General features: G+C 74.1%; 11 protein-coding genes. 6 read left to right on the top strand and 5 right to left on the bottom strand.

What is annotated here, in order from left to right; genetic code table 11:
- The first annotated feature begins 266 nt into the window (after positions 1–266).
- The gene (locus tag OHS71_RS33850) at positions 267–926 is read left to right on the top strand and encodes a hypothetical protein (RefSeq protein ID WP_443047180.1); all 660 of its coding nucleotides are present in this window, start codon (positions 267–269) and stop codon (positions 924–926) included.
- Positions 927–1,205: 279 nt separating this feature from the next.
- On the opposite strand, the gene OHS71_RS33845 is transcribed toward OHS71_RS33850, so the two are convergent.
- The 4 genes from OHS71_RS33845 to OHS71_RS33830 all read right to left on the bottom strand — a co-directional run bounded on the left by OHS71_RS33845 (position 1,206) and on the right by OHS71_RS33830 (position 9,288).
- Positions 1,206–5,837, bottom strand: coding sequence for a hypothetical protein (locus OHS71_RS33845; RefSeq protein ID WP_328483119.1), 4,632 nt, complete (start codon positions 5,835–5,837; stop codon positions 1,206–1,208).
- 146 nt (positions 5,838–5,983) lie between these two features.
- The gene (locus OHS71_RS33840) at positions 5,984–6,862 is read right to left on the bottom strand and encodes a hypothetical protein (RefSeq protein ID WP_328483118.1); all 879 of its coding nucleotides are present in this window, start codon (positions 6,860–6,862) and stop codon (positions 5,984–5,986) included.
- A gap of 52 nt (positions 6,863–6,914) precedes the next feature.
- Positions 6,915–8,444, bottom strand: coding sequence for a hypothetical protein (locus OHS71_RS33835; protein ID WP_328483117.1), 1,530 nt, complete (start codon positions 8,442–8,444; stop codon positions 6,915–6,917).
- A 142-nt stretch (positions 8,445–8,586) separates the two neighbouring features.
- Positions 8,587–9,288, bottom strand: a complete 702-nt coding sequence (locus OHS71_RS33830; protein WP_328483116.1) for a GntR family transcriptional regulator — start codon at positions 9,286–9,288, stop codon at positions 8,587–8,589.
- A 171-nt stretch (positions 9,289–9,459) separates the two neighbouring features.
- Here OHS71_RS33830 and OHS71_RS33825 point away from each other — a divergent pair, with 171 nt between their 5' ends.
- From OHS71_RS33825 to OHS71_RS33805, 5 genes are read left to right on the top strand one after another with little or no spacing between them, the layout of a single operon-like run.
- On the top strand, positions 9,460–10,764 hold the full coding sequence (locus OHS71_RS33825; protein WP_328483115.1) for an MFS transporter: 1,305 nt from the start codon (positions 9,460–9,462) through the stop codon (positions 10,762–10,764).
- 8 nt (positions 10,765–10,772) lie between these two features.
- On the top strand, positions 10,773–11,639 hold the full coding sequence (locus OHS71_RS33820; protein WP_328484730.1) for a putative hydro-lyase: 867 nt from the start codon (positions 10,773–10,775) through the stop codon (positions 11,637–11,639).
- Between the two features lie 20 nt (positions 11,640–11,659).
- Positions 11,660–12,430, top strand: coding sequence for a LamB/YcsF family protein (locus OHS71_RS33815; RefSeq protein ID WP_328483114.1), 771 nt, complete (start codon positions 11,660–11,662; stop codon positions 12,428–12,430).
- Positions 12,431–12,432: 2 nt separating this feature from the next.
- Entirely contained in the window at positions 12,433–13,056 is a 624-nt protein-coding gene (locus tag OHS71_RS33810; protein WP_328484729.1) for a 5-oxoprolinase subunit B family protein, read from the top strand.
- Positions 13,056–13,925, top strand: a complete 870-nt coding sequence (locus tag OHS71_RS33805) for a biotin-dependent carboxyltransferase family protein (RefSeq protein ID WP_328483113.1) — start codon at positions 13,056–13,058, stop codon at positions 13,923–13,925. Before OHS71_RS33810 ends, OHS71_RS33805 begins: the two co-directional genes overlap by 1 nt.
- Positions 13,926–13,967: 42 nt before the next feature.
- On the opposite strand, the gene OHS71_RS33800 is transcribed toward OHS71_RS33805, so the two are convergent.
- Positions 13,968–14,876 (bottom strand): SGNH/GDSL hydrolase family protein, encoded by a 909-nt coding sequence (locus OHS71_RS33800; RefSeq protein WP_328483112.1) that lies wholly within the window; start codon positions 14,874–14,876, stop codon positions 13,968–13,970.
- Positions 14,877–15,168 lie beyond the last annotated feature (292 nt).

Below are 15,168 nucleotides of genomic sequence, written 5' to 3'. Positions count from 1 at the left end.
TGCGGGAGATTGTCGCCCCGAATCCGATCCTGCGGACCCGACGGGATCCGGTCGTCGACGTACACGAGTTGGCCAGAATTTTCCGTAACTCGGGAATCTTCAGGGCGCGTCGTCCGTCCTATTCGTTGGGAAGCGGGGGCGGAACGGGCCACACGAGCCGTATGCCGAACCCGGGCGGCGTAATTCAGCGCAAGCCGGGCAGCCACTGGGGAGCCGGGTCTTCGATCCGGAGGAGCGGTCTGCTGGCGGTGGGGAGTGACACAGTGATGGGCACGGCGGAGCGGCGTGAGGCGCCCGAGGAGGGCGCGGCGACGCGCGGTACGGCACTGCGGGATCCCGAGGCACCGGATCGCGACGTTCCGGTGCAGGGGCAGGTGACAGCGGAGCGGCGCGAAAATCCCGCGGAGGTGCGCGGCTCGACCGGCCGTGGCGTCCCCGTGGGCGCGGAGGCGGCCGACACGGAGCCGGAAGGCACCCGGCGGACCGGTGCGGCCTACGTCGGCGGTACGTCCGCCACGACACGGGAGCGGGCCGCGTACCGCCCGTTGTGGGTCGAGGAACCGGCGCGCCGGCGCCGGATGCCGGACCCCGTACGTACGGCGGCCGTGCGCGCGGTGCTGGTCATCGCCGTGACGCTGATCCAGGCCATGGTCGCCTTCCTGAGCACCCTCGCGGGGTCCTGGCTGGCCTTCCCCATGGTGATCAGCAGTGTGGTCAGCACGGTGCTGGCCACCTGGGGCGCGCTGGACGTCTGGGTGACCCGTCAGGTGTGGAACCAGCGCAACGGCGTGGTGTCGACGCCGAGCAGCTCGGCGCGTTCGCTGCGACGCGAGCGACGCCGGGCCCGGCGGCAGACCAGGGCCGCGCAGCGCGTGCAGGAACGGATACGCAGGCAGAGCGGCACCGGGCGGCTGTCGCACTCCTGAGGCGGCCGGCGCGGCGCTGAGGACGGGAACAGCGACAGGTTCCCGCTCAGGCCGCGCCCGGCCCCGCCCGGACAGGCGTCGGCCGGTTCGGTCCCTCAACGGCCTTCCGGTCCGCCGAGGACCTGGACGTCCGGGGCTCCAAGGGCCGTACCGGCTGGAGCGCGGCCGGCCCGTTCCCGCTGTAACCGCCCTCACGCGCAAAGCCGCTGACGGCGGGGAGGGCGCCGCCGACGGAGCTCACCTGCCTCCCGGCGGAGGACGGCTGATCGGCCGGTCTGCTCAACCGGCGTTCGGCGTGGGCCGTTTGTACATCCGGGTGGCCGTGATCTCGCTGCGCACCTGGACCGCGTCCTCCTCTCCGGCCGGTGCCTGCTGCGGCAGGCCGGGCCTGAGGTGTTCCTCGACGCTGATGTACTTCAGGCCCGCCCGCAGGTCGGCGTCGTTGCGCAGCCGGATGACCAGCGGGAACTCCGCCAGTGCCGTCGTGTCGAACAGGCCCGTGGTGTAGAGGAGCTGCACTCCGAGGGCGTCGGAGACCGCGCGCTGGAGCTCCAGCAGATAGGTCGCGTTGGCGCGTCCGATCGGGTTGTCCAGGAACAGCGTGCCGGCGTACCGGTGCTTGTCCCGGCCCCGGTCGTTGCTGCGCAGGGCCGCCATCGTGCAGTAGAGGGCGATGGCGGCGGTGAGCAGCTGACCGCCGGAGAACACGTCGCCCATCTGGCCGACGGGGACGCGCTCGGCGCGCAGTACGGCGTCCGGCTTGAGGATCTCGACGGCGACACCCTTGGGCCGGAGGGCCGCGCCGACCCCGCGCAGCAGCAGCGACATGCCGTCGCGCCGCAGGTCGGAGTTCTTCTTCACGGCCGCCCGGGTCGCCTCGTCGATGACCTCGCCGAGCCGCTCGGTGAGGGTCGTCTGGTCGGGCTCCTCGAAGCGGATGCGCAGGAACTCCTGCCCGGACCACTCGCCGAGTCCCTCGGGCAGCCGGGAGAGACGCTGGGCCGAGCGAAGGGTGGCGAGCGAGGACTCGACGAGCCCTCGCAGCCGGTCCACGATCGAGTCCCTGTTGCGCTCCAGCTGCTCCAGCTCGTCCGTGAGGACACGCAGCCGGGGGGCGAAGGCGTTCGCCCACTTCTGCGCGTGCTCGGGGAGAGCGGAGGCGGGCAGTTCGCGGATCTGCTGGCGAGCCGGCGTGCGGACCTGCTCGTAGCGCGTGGAGTTGGCGTGCCGTACGAGGATGTCGCCGGCCTCGCGGACGGCGGACTCGGCGGCGGACAGGTCGGCGGCGCAGCCGCGCAGGGAGCGGCGGGCCTCGGCGGCCGACCGGCGGGCCTCCTCCGGGCTGCCCGGATAGGGCTCCGACTCCTCCTGCTCCTCGTCGGAGGTGTGCTCCCGCAGGAGGTCCCGGAGCATCGCGGCGATCTCGTCGAAGCCGCCGGCCGCGTCCTCGGCGGCACGGTGAGCGGCCAGCAGTTCGGCGTGGGCCTCGCGTGCCTGGTTCAACGCCTCTGTGCGCGCCCCGAGTTCGGCCGTCGCGGTGCGCAGCAGCGCCTGGGCGTGCTCGGCGTCGCGCGGCTGGAGCTCCTCGGGCAGCTCGGTGTGGGCCGCACCGTCCTCGGGGGCGTGCCGCTCGGCCTCGCCGCGCAGCCGCCCGAGCTGTTCACTGGCGGTGGACACCCGGGTCTCCAGGAGCTGCACCAGCTCCTCCGCGCGGGCGGCCGCGGCCTGCCGGGACGGCCCGTCGGAACCGTCGGGCGACCCGAGCAACTGCTCCGCGCGCGTGCGGACCTTGTTGCTGAGCCGGTCCAGCTCGGCGCGGGCCGCGCTCTCGTCGCTCTCCGCGCGGGCCTGCTCGGCCCGTAGGTCCGCGCCGACGCCGACCTTCTCGTACAGCTGGGATGCCGCCCGGTATGCCTCTCGGAGGGCCGGCAGGGACGCACTCGACGCGTCCGCGTCGTCCTGGGGTACGTCGTCGGGGGCGCCGGCGATCTCGGCGCGTTCGGCGCGCAGGGCACGTGCGGTGCGGCGGGCGTCGTCGGCCGCGCGCTGGGCGCCGCGCCGGTCCTCGTCGGCGGCGCGGGCGCGCTCCAGGCAGGTCTGGGCGCGGGCTTCCGACTCGGCGGCCTCGTCGGCCAGTTCACGCACCTTGACCTGCCAGCCGGCACGCTCGCGCAGCCGGAAGGCGAGCCCGGCCAGGGCGTCGGCGGCGCGCCGGGCGCGCTGCGCGGCCTCCTGGCGCTCGTCGCGCACCCGGGCCGCCTCCGCGGCGGTCTCGTCGGCCTCCGCGCGTACGGTCCGCGCCTCGGACAGCTCGGCCTCGGACTCCTCGGCGAACGCGCGCGCCTCCCCCGCGGACCGCGCCAGCTCGGCGAGCCTTCCGGCCGGGCAGCCGGTACGCCAGGAGGCCAGCCGGGCGGTGAGCTCGCGATCCTTGGCGAGCCGCGCCGCGAGCCGGCGGATGCCCTCGTCGCGCTCGGTGGCCCGCGCGCGCAGTGCCTGCCGTTCCTCGTCGGCGGCGTGCTCGTCGTGCATGGCCGGGTTCGGCGGGACGAGGAAGACGTCGCTGTTCGCCGCGTCGGCCGCCGGGGGCGGTGCCAGCAGGGCGGCTGCCGTACCGACAGCCACGGCCGAACGGGGCAGCAGGGCGGCGTCACCGAGCGCTTCACGGGCGCGTGCGTGCGAGGCGGGGTCGGTGATGATCACACCGTCGACCAGTTCCGGCCGGGCGGCGAGCACGCGCGCGTGGTCGGCGGGATCGACGGCCTGCGCGAGATAGCGCCAGCCGGGCAGGGCGGGGATGCCGTGCTCGCCGAGGAACTCGACGGTGGCCAGCACGTCCGGGCCGGGCGGCAGAAGTCCGCCGTCGCCGAGGGCGCCGAGGACGCGGGAGTCGTCGGCGGCCGCGGTGCGCAGCTCGAACAGTTGCCGTTCGGCGGAGGAGACGGCGTCGTCGAGGAGCTCGCGCAGCTCGTCGGCGCAGCGGTCCAGCTCCTCGGGCGTCATCAGGGAGCCTTCGTCCGGCTCGCCGTTCCGCCGTGGCTGCGGGATGCGCGGGCGGCCGGCACCGCCGGTCAGCCCGAGCAGTTCCACCAGCCGTTCCTCGCGGGCCAGGGACTCGGCGAGCCGCCGCTCGGCCTCGTACGACCGTTGCGCGGCCGTCGCCGCGTCGGCGGCCCGGGCCGCGGTGAGCTCGGCACGGGACTCCGCGGAGGCCGCCTCGCGCGCGTGCTCGCCGGCCCTTGCGGAGGCTTCGCGCGCGGTGTCCCAGGCGGCGACGGCGGTCTTCTCGGCGTCACTGGCGGCGAGCGCCGCGCGGGCGGGGTCGGCGTCCGGGGCGCTGTCGTCGAGCCACCCTGCGCGTACCGCCTCGGCGGTCTCCTGCTCGACCTCGGAGAGGCGCTGGCGCAGGTGGCCGACCTCGCTGCGGGCGCGCTGGGCGTCGGTGGCGGCGGACGTCGAGTCCCGGTGCGCGGACTCGCCGGCTTCCTGGAGCGCCGCCGAGCGTTCCTCCTCCTCGTTGGCGAGGGCCTCGGCCCGCTCGGCGGCCGCGTGCAGGGCGCGTACGAGGTCGACGGCGGCCTTGGCCCGGGCGGCGAGCGCGGGGGCGGCGTCGCGTTCGGCCTCCTGGATCGCGGCGGACACGCGCGCGACCCGGTCGGCGGCGGCCCGGTGGCGCAGCACGGCCTCGGCGGCCTGCCAGGCGGAGTGCAGGGTGCGGGCGTCGGCGAGTTCCCGCTTCTGCGCGGCGGCGGACTTCTCGGCGGCGGCGAGTGCCAGCGAGGCGTGTCGGTAGGCGAGTTCGGCGGCGATCAGCGAGCTGCGCTCCCGGGCGCCCTCGGAGTGCGTGACGGCGTGGGCGGCGGCCGTGACCCGCTGGGCCAGATCGCCGGCCCGCGTCTTCTCTCGCACGCCCCGCGCGGACAACCGCCGGGCCAGCGCGCGGGTGCGCCGTTCGGCCCCGACGTGGACGTCACGCGCGCGTGCCCGCGTTTCGGCGGCCTCGACGATCCGCCCGAGCAGGTCGACCGATCCGGCGGTGAAGTCCCGTTCGGCGATCAGCTCGGCGCGGCGGCCCAGCTTGTTGCCGAAGCCGCTGACCAGGTCGGCGAGCCCGTCGGTGTCCCGCGTGTCGGTCACCGCGCGCAGCAGCAGGTCCGTGAAGTCGGAGTCCTTCTTGACCGCGAAGAGGCCGGCGGCCTCACCCTCGTCGGCGTTCATCTCCCGCTGGTAGCGGAAGAGTTCGGGGTCCAGGCCCAGCTCGCCGAGGTGTTCGATCCACCGGTCGTGGATCTCCTCCCAGTGCACCTCGAGGTGCGGATACGCCTTCCCCGCCTCGGTGATGGCGTCCCGGAATCCCTTCATGGTGCGGCGCCGCCCCTGCGCGCCTGAGGTGCCCTCGACGGAGGGGCGTACGGCGGTGGACTCGGCCACGGGCAGGTTGTCCAGGCTCAGCCCCGGTCCGGGACGGAACGAGTACCACGCCTCCGCGAACTTGCGCGGGTCGTTGGAGACCTGTCGCCCGCGCCACTCGCTCGCCTTGCCGACGACCACGCACTCACCGGTGAGCACGTGCTGCCACTCCAGCGCCACGTGTCCGCAGTCGTCGGCGAGCAGGAACTTGCGCAGCACGCCGGAGCTGGCGCCGCCCAGGGTGTTGCGGTGGCCCGGCAGCATCACCGAGAAGATCAGCTTGAGCAGCACGGACTTGCCGCCGCCGTTCTCCAGGAAGAGCACGCCCGCGGGTGCGGGCCGGCGCGGGGGGCCGACCGGCTCCTCCTCGAAGAACTCCGCCTGTGCGGGGGCGGGATCGGGCACGATGTCGCCCACGCCCCGCAGGTCAAGCACGGTGTCGGCGTAGCGCGCACCGGCAGGCCCGATGGAGTAGAGGCGGACCCGGGACAGCTCGTACATGGCGGACTCTCGTAAGTCTTCGGCAGAAGGGGGGAGGCGCTTCACAAGCCCTGGGACTCGCCGGGCCAGAGGTCCGGGATCTCAGAGATCGAGAAGCTCGGGAACCACGGGGCCGGGGTAGTCGGAGGCCGGGAAGCAGGAGGGCTTCAGTGGTGGAACGGCAGCCCGGCGTCGGCCACCAGGTCCAGGTCGTCGGTGTCCTCGGGGGGCAACAGCGTCGGCGTGCCGTCGGTGACCGGGACGACGCCCAGCTCCAGCAGCTCGGCCATGGCGGCGGCGCCCGCCATGTCACGCACCTGGAGCTGGTAGCGAGCGGTCGTGCGGTAGGTGCCGCCGCCGTCGTCGCCGGTCCGCTGGAGGAAGCCGGAGTCGGTGAGGAAGGCGACGGCCTTGCCGACGATGCCGGTCGTCGAGCCGGCGAGTCTGCGCGCGTCCTTGGTGGCGCCGGTGGAACTGCGTCTGGCCCAGATCCGCCAGGCGGCCTCCAGACCGGGCGCGTCGGTCGCGGGGTCGGTGTTCTCGCCCTGTTCCTGCGCCCGCTCCTCCAGCCGGCGGCAGGCCTGGCGCACGAAGGCGTCGACGCCGTTGACGCTGACCCGCCCGATGTACCCGTCGTCGGCAAGGTCCTCGGGGCGGGGGTAGGCCATCGCGGCGACCGAGAGGTGCGCCAGTCCGTGCAGGAACCGGTCGCCGCCGTCGGCGGACGTTCGACGTGCGTAGTCCCCCATCCGCACGGCGAACACCGAGTCCTCGGCGGCGGTCACCGCCATCCCCGCGCGCGGGGAGACCTCCAGCACGATCAGCCCGAGTCCGGCGGCCACGGCGTCGGCGAGCCGTGCGAAGGCCGGATCCTCCCGGTACCTCCGCAGCAGCTCCGCGTACTCCTGGTCCCGTGCGGGCTGAAGCTTGGGCTGGAGCCCGAAGGCGACGAGCCGCGCCGCGTCGGCGGCGTCGGCGGGGGTGACGGCGGAGGAGGCCGGCACGGCGACGGCCTCCGGCTCACTCCGGTCGACGTGCTCGCTCACGGTTTCGGCTCCTCGGTGTGCTCGTGGTCGTTCCTGGCGTTCCCGGCCCGGCTCATGCGGCCTCCGTACGGTCCGCCGCCATCCCCGCGGCGTCGAGCAGGGCGGTGCCGACGATGAGATCGGCGCCGCCGAAACCCGGATCGTCCAGCTCCGTCCCGTCGTCCACGGCGAACAGCAGCTTCTCCTCGCCCTGACGGTAGGCGGTTCCCACGGCCGGGCTGGCGGCGTGCACCGCCAGCAGGGCCACGAGGTAGGCCAGTTCCTCGCCCTCCTTGGCCCGGGCCTCCTCGAGCAGTCCCGACAGCCGTCGCGGCGCGTCCGCGGGCAGATCGAGCAGCGCCTTGGCCATGGCCAGCTGCGCTTCGCTGAAGCGGCTGTCGTCGGGCGTCGCGATGAGGTCCGGCTCCGGCATCTCCGCCCCCAGGTGCTCACGCTCCACCGGCGGCGTCAGCAGCAGGTCGACAAGATCGCCCATGCGGACGGAGACCGGTGTGCGCAAGCCGGTGCCATGGGCGAAGAACGCGTCGGTGACCCGGACCGCCTGCTCGAGCGGCAACGGCAGCAGGGGGGCGACGAGGTGACCGTAGAGGTCGGTCCCTGCCGAGGTCATGGGGGTGGCGAAGGCCTGCCGGTCCTGCTCGGCGCGGAACAGCGGGCCGGCCTCCAGCAGCCGGGACTGCAAGAGGGTGTGCCTGCGGATGCAGTCCTTCACTATGTCGACGAGCTCGGCGGCGCGCCGCTTGTTCTCCGCGTCCTCGATCTCGTCGCGTGCCTTGCGGATGTTGGTGAGGATCGCGTTCTCGTGGCGGTAGCGGTCGGCCACGTGGTCGAGGGCCTCGGCGATCATGTCGGGGACGGCGTTGAGCCAGTCCACCGCGCGTACGTTGCGCCGTGTCGCCTCCAGGGCGCGGCGCAGGGTCTCCGAGTACTGCACGGTGCGGTAGCGGGCCTGCTCGGCGGCGAGCTGGGCGTCGGCGAGCCGGCCGCGCCGGATGAGCACCTCGAGTTTGACCTCGGCGGCGATCTGCGCGCTGGTGACGTCGGTGTCGAGGGCGCCGACGAGGACGTTGACCGCCTCGTCGGTCGTGCGGAGGTAGACCGCGCCGCCGTAGCCGGGGACCTCCTCGATCAGCTTGAAGTCGTAGTCCCGGCGCACATAGGTGCCGTCCGGGGCGAACGTGCCGTACGCGGCGCGGAAGCCGCGGTCGACGCTGCCGACGTTGATCAGGTTCTCCAGGACCCAGCGGGCCACCCGCTCGTGCTCGGCCACGGGCCGCCGCGGGGCCTGTGCGGCGATGCGCGGCATGAGGCGGGCCACTATCTGGTCGTGGTCGGCACCGGTGTCGAAGTCCATGTTGAGTGTGACGAGGTCGATGGCGGCGAGGGCGATCTCGGCCATGCCGTAGACCGAGTACTCACCCGCGAGATTGGCCTTGCGCGCGTCGAGGTCGTGGATCGGCGCGGTGCAGGCGAGCGCGCGCAGCCGCCGCGCCAGCCCCTCGTCGGCGGCCGGGCCCGGAGCCGGGCGCGGCCCCGCGCTGAGCTGGGGCGGAACACGGTCCGTCGAAGCAGGCGAAGTCACGGTGCACAGACTAGGTCCTCGGTCTGACATCGACCCAAACGGCGCGGATCGCCTCCGGCGGCCGGCGGGCGACCACCGGCCGTCTTTCGTCCGCTCGTCGGCTCCGTGCCGGTGGAGGCCTGTCGTGCCGTTCCCCGCGTCCCTAGAGGGCGCGCTCCTCCCCCACCCTTCGCCGGTACACCTCGACCACCCGTGCCAGCGAATCGGCGAGGTAGACCGTGAGCAGTCGCTCGGCCCCCGCCTTGTCCCCGGCCTGGAGAGCCTGGAGGATCTGGCGGTTGCGCTGGAGGTACGGCTCGTGCAGCGAGCGCGGCTCGTCCACGAGGTGGAAGGCGAGGCGCAGTTCGGCGAAGACGCTGCGCATCAGTTCGTCGGTGCGGGCGCTTGCGGCCAGGGACACCAGTTCGCGGTGGAAGTGGATGTTGGCGGTGCCCAGCCCTTTCCAGTCGTTCTCGACGGCCGCGACCTGTCCCTCGGTGACGCTGGCCCGCAGGCCGTCGAGCACGTACGGCGGCTCCCCCAGCCCGCGCACGACGGCGCACTCGACGAGGGCCCGGGTGCGGTAGATGTCCTCGACGTCCTCCACGGTCAGGACCCGGACGAAGACGCCCCGGTTCAGCTCGTGGACGAGCAGACGCTCGTGGGTGAGCAGCCGGAACGCCTCGCGCAGCGTGTTGCGGGAGACCCCGAGCGCCCCGCCGATGCTGTCCTCCGACAGCCGGGTGCCGGGCGGGAAGTAGCCCTCGGCGATGCGGCTCCTCAGGATGTCCGAAACCCGTTCGGCCGTGCTCGTACGGCCCAGGAGGGCGCGGTCGTCGGCCAGTCCCGCCAGCTGCTCTGCCATGCCCGGAATTCAACCGCAGACACGAGAACGAAACAACGCGGGTATTGAAGGATCGTTCAACGATCCCCTACCTTCCTTTCATGGCACCGCCCGTCCCCACGGCGGCGACCCGCCTCCCGCACGGCACAGCTCACACCCAGCACCCTCCCTCCTCCCTCAGCGAGGTGCCCCTTGAGCAGTCCCCTCCCCCCGCAGGCCCCGAGCACCGACCCCCGCCGCACCCTCAAGGCAGGACACGCCCCTGACGACGGCGCACTGGCCTGGCTGCACGCCCTCGGACCGCGCGGCCGCCGCGCCTTCGCCGGCGCGTTCGGCGGCTACGCACTCGACTCCTACGACTACTTCACGCTGCCGCTGAGCATGGTCGCGCTGGCGGCGTACTTCGGCCTGGACAGCGGCCAGACCGGACTGTTCACCACCGTCACCCTGGTCGCCTCCGCGATCGGCGGCGCCGTGGCGGGCGTCCTGGCCGACCGGATCGGGCGGGTCAGGGCCCTGATGATCACGGTGGTCACCTACGCGGTCTTCACCGTCGCCTGCGGCTTCGCACCCACCTACGAGACACTGCTGGTCTTCCGGTCCCTCCAGGGCCTCGGTTTCGGCGGCGAGTGGGCGGTCGGCGCGATCCTGGTCGCCGAGTACGCGAGCGCGAAGCACCGGGGCCGCACCCTGGGCGCGATCCAGAGCTCCTGGGCTGTCGGCTGGGGCCTCGCGGTACTCGCGTACACCCTGGTCTTCTCCTTCTTCGGCGACGACATGGCCTGGCGGGTGATGTTCTGGACGGGCGCCCTGCCCGCCCTGCTCGTCGTGTGGATGCGGCGCCGGGTAGAGGACGCGCCGCAGGCCACCGCCGCGCGTGAACAGAGCGCCGAGAAAGGCTCCTTCCCGGCGATCTTCAAGGGGCCACTGCTGCGGACGACGCTCTTCGCGGGCCTGCTGTCCACCGGAGTGCAGGGCGGCTACTACACGCTGGCGACCTGGGTGCCGACGTACCTGAAATCCGAGCGCGGCCTGTCGGTGGTCGGCACCGGCGGCTATCTGACCTTCCTGATCTCGGGCGCGTTCCTCGGCTATCTCACCGGGGGCTACCTCACCGACCGGCTGGGGCGGCGGCGCAACATCTGGCTGTTCGCGCTGCTGTCGGCGGTGTGCATCCTGGCGTACGCCAACATCCCGAGCGGCGCGGACACCGTCCTGCTCGTGCTCGGTTTCCCGCTCGGATTCTGCATGTCGGCGATCTTCAGCGGCTTCGGGTCCTATCTGAGCGAGCTGTACCCGACGGCCCTGCGCGGCACGGGGCAGGGCTTCACCTACAACACCGGGCGTGCCGTGGGCGCCCTCTTCCCCACCACGGTCGGTTTCCTGGCCGACAGCTGGGGTGTGGGCGGCGCCCTGGTGTTCGGCGCGATCGGTTACGCGATCGCCGCGCTGGCCCTGCTCGGGCTGCCGGAGACCCGCGGGAAGGGACTGGAGTGAACCGTCCGATCCTCACGCAGGACCGCCGTCCGCCCCTCACGCAGGACCGCCGTCCACCCTCCGGCGACGACCGTCCCGTCACCGTCGCCGAGGAGCACGCGCACGCGTGGAGCCCCGCCACCGCCCGGGCACGCTTCCGGGCGGGCCTGGCGGGCCCCACGGCCGGAGTCTCGGCGGGACACACCCAGGTCAACCTGATCACCGTGCCCGCCGACTGGGCGTACGACATGCTCCTGTTCTGCCAGCGCAACCCGAAGCCCTGTCCCGTCCTCGACGTCACGGACGCCGGCTCCTGGACGACCGTCCTGGCCGAGGGCGCCGACCTGCGCACCGATCTGCCGCGCTACCGGGTCTGGGCGGACGGCGAACTGGTGGACGAACCCACGGACGTGCGCGCGTACTGGCGTGACGACCTGGTGTCGTTCCTGATCGGGTGCAGCTTCACCTTCGAGTCGGCCCTGACCGGGGCCGGTGTCCCGGTGCGGCACCTGGAGCAGGGGAGCAACGTCCCGATGTACGTGACGAACCGTCAGTGCAGGCCCGCGGGGCGGCTGCACGGCCCCATGGTGGTGTCCATGCGTCCGGTGCCGCCGCAGCACCTCGCGGCGGCCATCCGGGAGACCAGCCTGCTCCCGGCGGTGCACGGCAGCCCCGTGCACTGCGGCGATCCGTCGGGACTGGGCATCGGCGACCTCGGCCGGCCCGACTTCGGCGATCCGGTGGACGCCGCCGCGGACGACATCCCGGTGTTCTGGGCCTGTGGGGTGACCCCGCAGGCTGCGGTGATGGCCTCACGGCCGCCGTTCGCCCTCACCCACGCCCCGGGACAGATGTTCCTCACCGACGCCCGCGACGAGCAGTACCGCGTGGCCTGAGAAGGAGATACGAAGGAACCATGACCGCGACGACGACCGCGATCGATCTGAACGCCGACCTCGGCGAGGGCTTCGGCCGCTGGCGGCTGACCGACGACGAGCAGCTGCTGTCCGTCGTGAGCAGCGCCAACGTGGCCTGCGGCTTCCACGCCGGAGACCCGGCCACCATGCGGCGGGTGTGCGACCTGGCGGCCGAGCGGGGCGTGACGATCGGCGCGCAGGTCTCCTACCGGGACCTGGCGGGGTTCGGGCGGCGCGCGATGGACGTACCGTCCGCCGAACTGGCTGCCGAGGTCGCTTATCAGATCGGCGCCCTGGAGGTGTTCGCCCGGGCGGCGGGCACGCGCGTGGCGTACGTCAAACCGCACGGCGCGCTCTACAACCGGGTCGTGCACGACGAGGCACAGGCCGCTGCCGTGGTCGACGGAGTGCTCCTGGCCGACGCCGCGCTGCCCGTGCTCGGGCTGCCCGGCTCCCGCCTGCTGGAGCTGGCCCTGGGGGCGGGGCTCCCGGCCGTCCCGGAGGCCTTCGCGGACCGCGCCTACACCGAGGAGGGCACGCTCGTGCCCCGTGGGCAGGCCGGGGCCGTGGTCACCGACCCGGACGCCGTCGTGGCACGGTCCCTGAGCCTGGCCCGCCTCGGGCAGGTCACCTCCCTCGGGGGATCGACCATCGACGTACGCGCGCGTTCCCTGTGCCTGCACGGCGACACGCCCGGCGCGGTGGAGCTGGCCCGCCGGGTCAGGCGAGGGCTGGAGGAGTCGGGCGTAAGGGTGGAGGCCTTCGTATGAGCGTGCGAGTCCTGCCGGTCGGCGACGACGCCCTGCTCGTCGAGGTCGCGTCGGGCGCGGAGGCCGAGGCCCTGCACGCCGAGCTGCTGCGCCGGCGCGCGGCGGGACTGCTCGGCGCCCGCGAGATCGTCCCGGCGGCACGTACGGTCCTCCTGGACGGTCTGGTCGACCCCGGCCGGCTGGCGTCCGAGCTGGCCGCCTCCGACGTACCGCCCGCTCCCCCGCGTGATGAGCCCGCCGTCGAGATCCCGGTCCGCTACGACGGCCCGGACCTGCCCGAGGTCGCCGCCCTGTGGGGCGTCACGGAGCACGAGGTCGCCCGCATCCACGCGGGCACCGAGTTCCGGGTCGCCTTCTGCGGCTTCGCGCCCGGCTTCGGCTATCTCACCGGACTGCCGGCACGCTACGACGTCCCGCGCCGGGCCACCCCGCGCACCGCCGTACCGGCCGGTTCGGTAGCGCTGGCCGGGCCGTACACGGGCGTCTACCCGCGTGCGTCACCCGGCGGCTGGCAGCTGATCGGCAGCACGCGGGCGGTGCTGTGGGACCACACGCGGGTGCCGGCCGCGCTGCTGTCGCCGGGCACGCGCGTGCGCTTCGTCCCGGTGGGGCCGGTGGGCACCTGATGAGCGACCGCGCACTCTTCGTCGTCCGCGCCGGGGCGCTCACCACGGTGCAGGACCGGGGCCGTCCCGGACACGCGCATCTCGGCGTGCCTCGCTCCGGTGCGCTCGACGGGCCCGCGGCGGCCCTCGTCAACCGGCTGGTGGGCAACCCGCTCGACGCGGCTGTCCTGGAGACGACGCTCAACGGCTGCGCCCTCAAACCGCGTTCCGACGTGACCCTGGCGGTCGGGGGCGCCCCCTGCCGGGTCACGGTGGACGGCCGGCCGGTCGCCTGGGGAGCAGCCGTGCGGGTGCGTGCCGGGGCGGTGCTGGACATCGGGCCGGCCGTCACGGGGGTACGCGCCTACGCGGCCGTGGCGGGCGGCATCGTCGTGGAGCCGGTCCTCGGCAGCCGGTCCACCGATCTGCTCTCGGGTATCGGCCCCCCGCCGCTCACGGACGGCACCGTCCTGCCCCTGGGGCCCGAGCACGTCCCGCACGCACGCGTGGACGTCGCGCCGCAGCCGGCGCCGCCGACGGAACTCGTCCTGCGGGTGACGCTCGGCCCGCGCGACGACTGGTTCACCCCGCAGGCGCTCCGCGCCTTCACCTCGCGGACGTTCCACGTGTCCTCGGCCAGCAACCGCATCGGGTTGCGCACCGAGGGGCCCGCCCTGGAGCGCGCCAGGAGCGGTGAGCTGGCGAGCGAGGGCATGGTCCTGGGCGCCGTACAGGTTCCGCCGGCGGGCCGGCCGGTGGTCTTCCTCGCCGATCATCCGACCACCGGGGGCTACCCGGTGATCGGGGTCGTCCGCGCGCCGGACCTCGCGGCCGCGGCACAGGCGGCACCCGGGACACCGGTCCGCTTCGTCGCCGTACGCCGCAGGTGAGCGAGCCGCCTGCCCGGTGACGCGGGCCCCGCCCGCCGGGCTTCAGGCGGTGTCCGGCTGCCGCTCCGCCACGGACAGCGCGGCAAGCGCCGCGGACACCGCCGCGGAGGCCCGCAGGTCGAGGCGGGCGCTCGTCCCCCGCGCGCGGTGACGCATCTCGTCGGCCGCCAGGGTGAGCAACTGCGGGAGCAGGTCGGTGCACCGCCGGGCCACCCAGCCGGTGCCCGCGGTCGCCAGCCACCACAGGCTCGCCGAGACCGTGGGCGCCGGGAAGCCGGGCTCGGGCGAAGGCGCGGCGCCGCTCGCGAGACCGGCCTCGGCCAGCAGTGCGTGGAAGCGCACCGCCAGTTGCCGGTGCCCCCTCTCGCCGGGGTGGAGCCGGTCCGCGCTCCACATCGCCCGGTCGGTCAGCCAGGCGCCCTCCGAGGCGTGCAGATGGACGGCGCCGTAACGCTCGGACAGCGCGTGCACGACGGCGTTCACCGCGCGCTGCCGCCGGGCCAGCGGGCGGGCGAGAGCCCCGGGCAGCCCGAGCGTGCCGCCCGGGTCGGGCAGACATGCGGTGAGCACGACCGCGCCCTGTTCGGCGAACGCCCCGTACACCGTGTCGAGCCGGGTGGCCACGGCACGGATGTCGAAGGTGCAGCGCAGGGTGTCGTTCACGCCGACGAGGACCGAGACGACGTCGGGCCGCAGCTCCAGCGCGAGCGGGAGCTGCCGTTCCAGCACGTCCCGCGTCTGCGCGCCGCTGACCGCGAGGTTGGTGAACTCCACGCGCTCGACCGCCCCTACCGGCTCACCGGACCCGTCGGATTCCCCGGCCTTCTCAGCGGTCTCCCCGGCGAGCCCCTGGGCCAGCAGCGCGGCCCAGCCACGCCATCCCTCGCCCACAGGGTCCCCCACACCCTCGGTGAGGGAGTCCCCGAGGGCGACGAAGCGGAGGCGTCTCATCCGAGGCCTCCGGACACGAAGGGCCGGACGGGCGTGATGGCCGGTGCCGCGACAGCCGCTGGAGCGGACGCCGGGGCCGGAGCCGGGGTGGGGGTCGGGGCCTGGGCTCGGGCCGACGGCGGAATCGGGGTCGGCGCCGGAGCCGACGCCCGGGCGGGGGCCGACGCCTTGGCGGGGGCCGACGCCTGGGCGGGGGCCGAGGTCGGATCCGAGGCCGGGGCCGCCGGAGCCGGGGCCTGAGCCGTAGCAGGAGCCGCGGCCGGGGGTACCGGCGGGCACCCGAGCGGGGCCG

The sequence above is a fragment of the Streptomyces sp. NBC_00377 genome (assembly GCF_036075115.1).
GTDB lineage: Bacteria > Actinomycetota > Actinomycetes > Streptomycetales > Streptomycetaceae > Streptomyces.
The sequence above is the reverse complement of the archived record's forward strand: the minus strand, read 5'-3'. Positions and strand labels throughout refer to the sequence as shown.

Bases quoted from the DNA above. Each gene is read 5' to 3' on its own strand.
- OHS71_RS33850 (WP_443047180.1), top strand. From the start codon at position 267: ATGGGCACGGCGGAGCGGCGTGAGGCGCCCGAGGAGGGCGCGGCGACG.
- OHS71_RS33845 (WP_328483119.1), bottom strand. From the start codon at position 5,837: ATGTACGAGCTGTCCCGGGTCCGCCTCTACTCCATCGGGCCTGCCGGT.
- OHS71_RS33830 (WP_328483116.1), bottom strand. From the start codon at position 9,288: ATGGCAGAGCAGCTGGCGGGACTGGCCGACGACCGCGCCCTCCTGGGC.
- OHS71_RS33815 (WP_328483114.1), top strand. From the start codon at position 11,660: ATGACCGCGACGACGACCGCGATCGATCTGAACGCCGACCTCGGCGAG.
- OHS71_RS33805 (WP_328483113.1), top strand. From the start codon at position 13,056: ATGAGCGACCGCGCACTCTTCGTCGTCCGCGCCGGGGCGCTCACCACG.
- OHS71_RS33800 (WP_328483112.1), bottom strand. From the start codon at position 14,876: ATGAGACGCCTCCGCTTCGTCGCCCTCGGGGACTCCCTCACCGAGGGT.